The sequence below is a fragment of the Dapis hubbardiae BLCC-M172 genome, assembly GCF_050016015.1.
Lineage (GTDB): Bacteria > Cyanobacteriota > Cyanobacteriia > Cyanobacteriales > Microcoleaceae > Trichodesmium.
Window position 1 is genome coordinate 45769 of sequence record NZ_JBNHEQ010000226.1, and the last position, 1743, is coordinate 47511.

At 34.5% G+C, this 1743-nt stretch carries 2 protein-coding genes; both read left to right on the plus strand.

The window, feature by feature from the left end; genetic code table 11:
* Positions 1 to 155 precede the first annotated feature (155 nt).
* Positions 156 to 467, plus strand: a complete 312-nt coding sequence (locus ACP6PK_RS20990) for a DUF2499 domain-containing protein (protein ID WP_094671725.1) — start codon at positions 156 to 158, stop codon at positions 465 to 467.
* A gap of 765 nt (positions 468 to 1232) precedes the next feature.
* A complete protein-coding gene (locus ACP6PK_RS20995; RefSeq protein ID WP_094671724.1) occupies positions 1233 to 1553 on the plus strand; it encodes a DUF3593 domain-containing protein in 321 nt (106 codons plus the stop codon).
* Positions 1554 to 1743 lie beyond the last annotated feature (190 nt).

A 1743-nucleotide genomic window follows, 5' to 3' on the forward strand; every position in this document is an offset into this window, starting at 1 on the left:
GTTTGTAACTATGATTTACACAGAAACAGGTTGATCGAATAAGTTTTGTGATTTACAACTTAGGGAAATAAACCCGGTTTCTTGTTTAAGTTCGTAAGTCCTGTTAAAGTTATAGAATACAGAAGTTAAGACCTAAAAATTCAGATTTTTTAAATATGCACGCTTTGTCAATTCCTACTTGGATTATTCATGTTTCTAGCGTTATCGAATGGGTAGCTGCCATCTGGTTTATTTCCATTTATGGTAATATTACCAACAACCGCGTCTGGTATGGTTTATCTTTTGCTATGTTACCTGCATTAGTCAGTGCTATGTGTGCTTGTACTTGGCATTATTTTGATAATGACCCTAATTTAGAATGGTTAGTTACTCTTCAAGCATTAATGACTTTATTGGGAAATTTTACCCTATTAGCTGCTGCTTGGTGGATATTTTCTGAGAGTAAAAAGGGACTAGGGAGTAGGTAGGGACGTTGCATGGAACGTCCCTACAGAATAGGGAAAACTCTTACTCTTTATTGAATTTTCCTGTATGGTAAAATGCAAGTCTTCTCTAACTACAAAAAAAGTTAATCCAGCAGTATTTTTTGAGACTGTTTATTAATTGATAATTGATAATTAATAATGTATAGTCGAGAATGAAAACTATAGCAATCCTAAATAGGTTGTAACAATTAAAAAACTATAAATAAGTGCCCATTCCCTATTCCCTATTCCCGAAAAGCGTTCAACAATTAATAATTATTAATTATTAATTATTAGAAATAAGAGGATTGAGCCAAAGGAATTTTTTTCTTCTCTTGGTTGATTGGATATGGCGTTTAGCGTTCCGCACAACACGCGTTAACGCGGAGCGACATGGAAAGCGGAGCATTCCCTATACGAAAAAGCGTTTCGCTTTCCTACGGAATGCTAACGCAAACGCGACATGAAACGCGGCTCTGTTAAGAGCGGGAGACCCGCTCCTACGGACCCGCTGCCTCTTCCAGAGGAGCTGCGCTTTATATGTTGCGAAGCAAAACGCCATCCCATCCTAACGGACTGCTGCGCAAACAACCGCTTTTTTCCCCATGAATGGAGAGGCTTTATACCTTAATTTTTCGGTAAGATTTTTATACACAAATCAAATAGGATTGCTATATCTCTAATTATCAATTATCAATTATCAATTATCAATTATCAATTATCAATTATCCATTATTAATTATCCATTATTAATTATCCATTAAAAATATGATTTCTAAAGATACTTTATTTGCTCTTTCTTTATTTCCCTATTTAGGTTTTCTTTGGTTTCTAACTCGTTCTGGTCAAGCACCTCGTTTAGCCTTAATTGGATTTTATGGAACTTTAGTATTTGTGGGTGTAACTATTCCTGCTGGAATTTATGCTAAACAAGTTTATAGTGAAGCTTTAGCAAATATTGATTGGTTACATGGCAGTGCTGAAGTATTTCTAACACTATCTAATATTTTGGTAGTGTTAGGTTTTAGGGAAGCTGTTTTAAAGAAGCAAGAAGAAAGAAGCAAGAAGGAAGAAGAGAAAACTTATTAGTAAATCTCATGATCAGCTAGAAGTCATAAACCAAATATATTTCCTTGCAGTGCTGAAGTATTTCTAACACTATCTAATATTTTAGTAGTGTTAGGTTTTAGAGAAGCTGTTTTAAAGAAGCAAGAAGAAAGAAGTAAGAAGGAAGAAGAGAAAACTTATTAGTAAATCTCATGATCAGCTAGAAGTCATA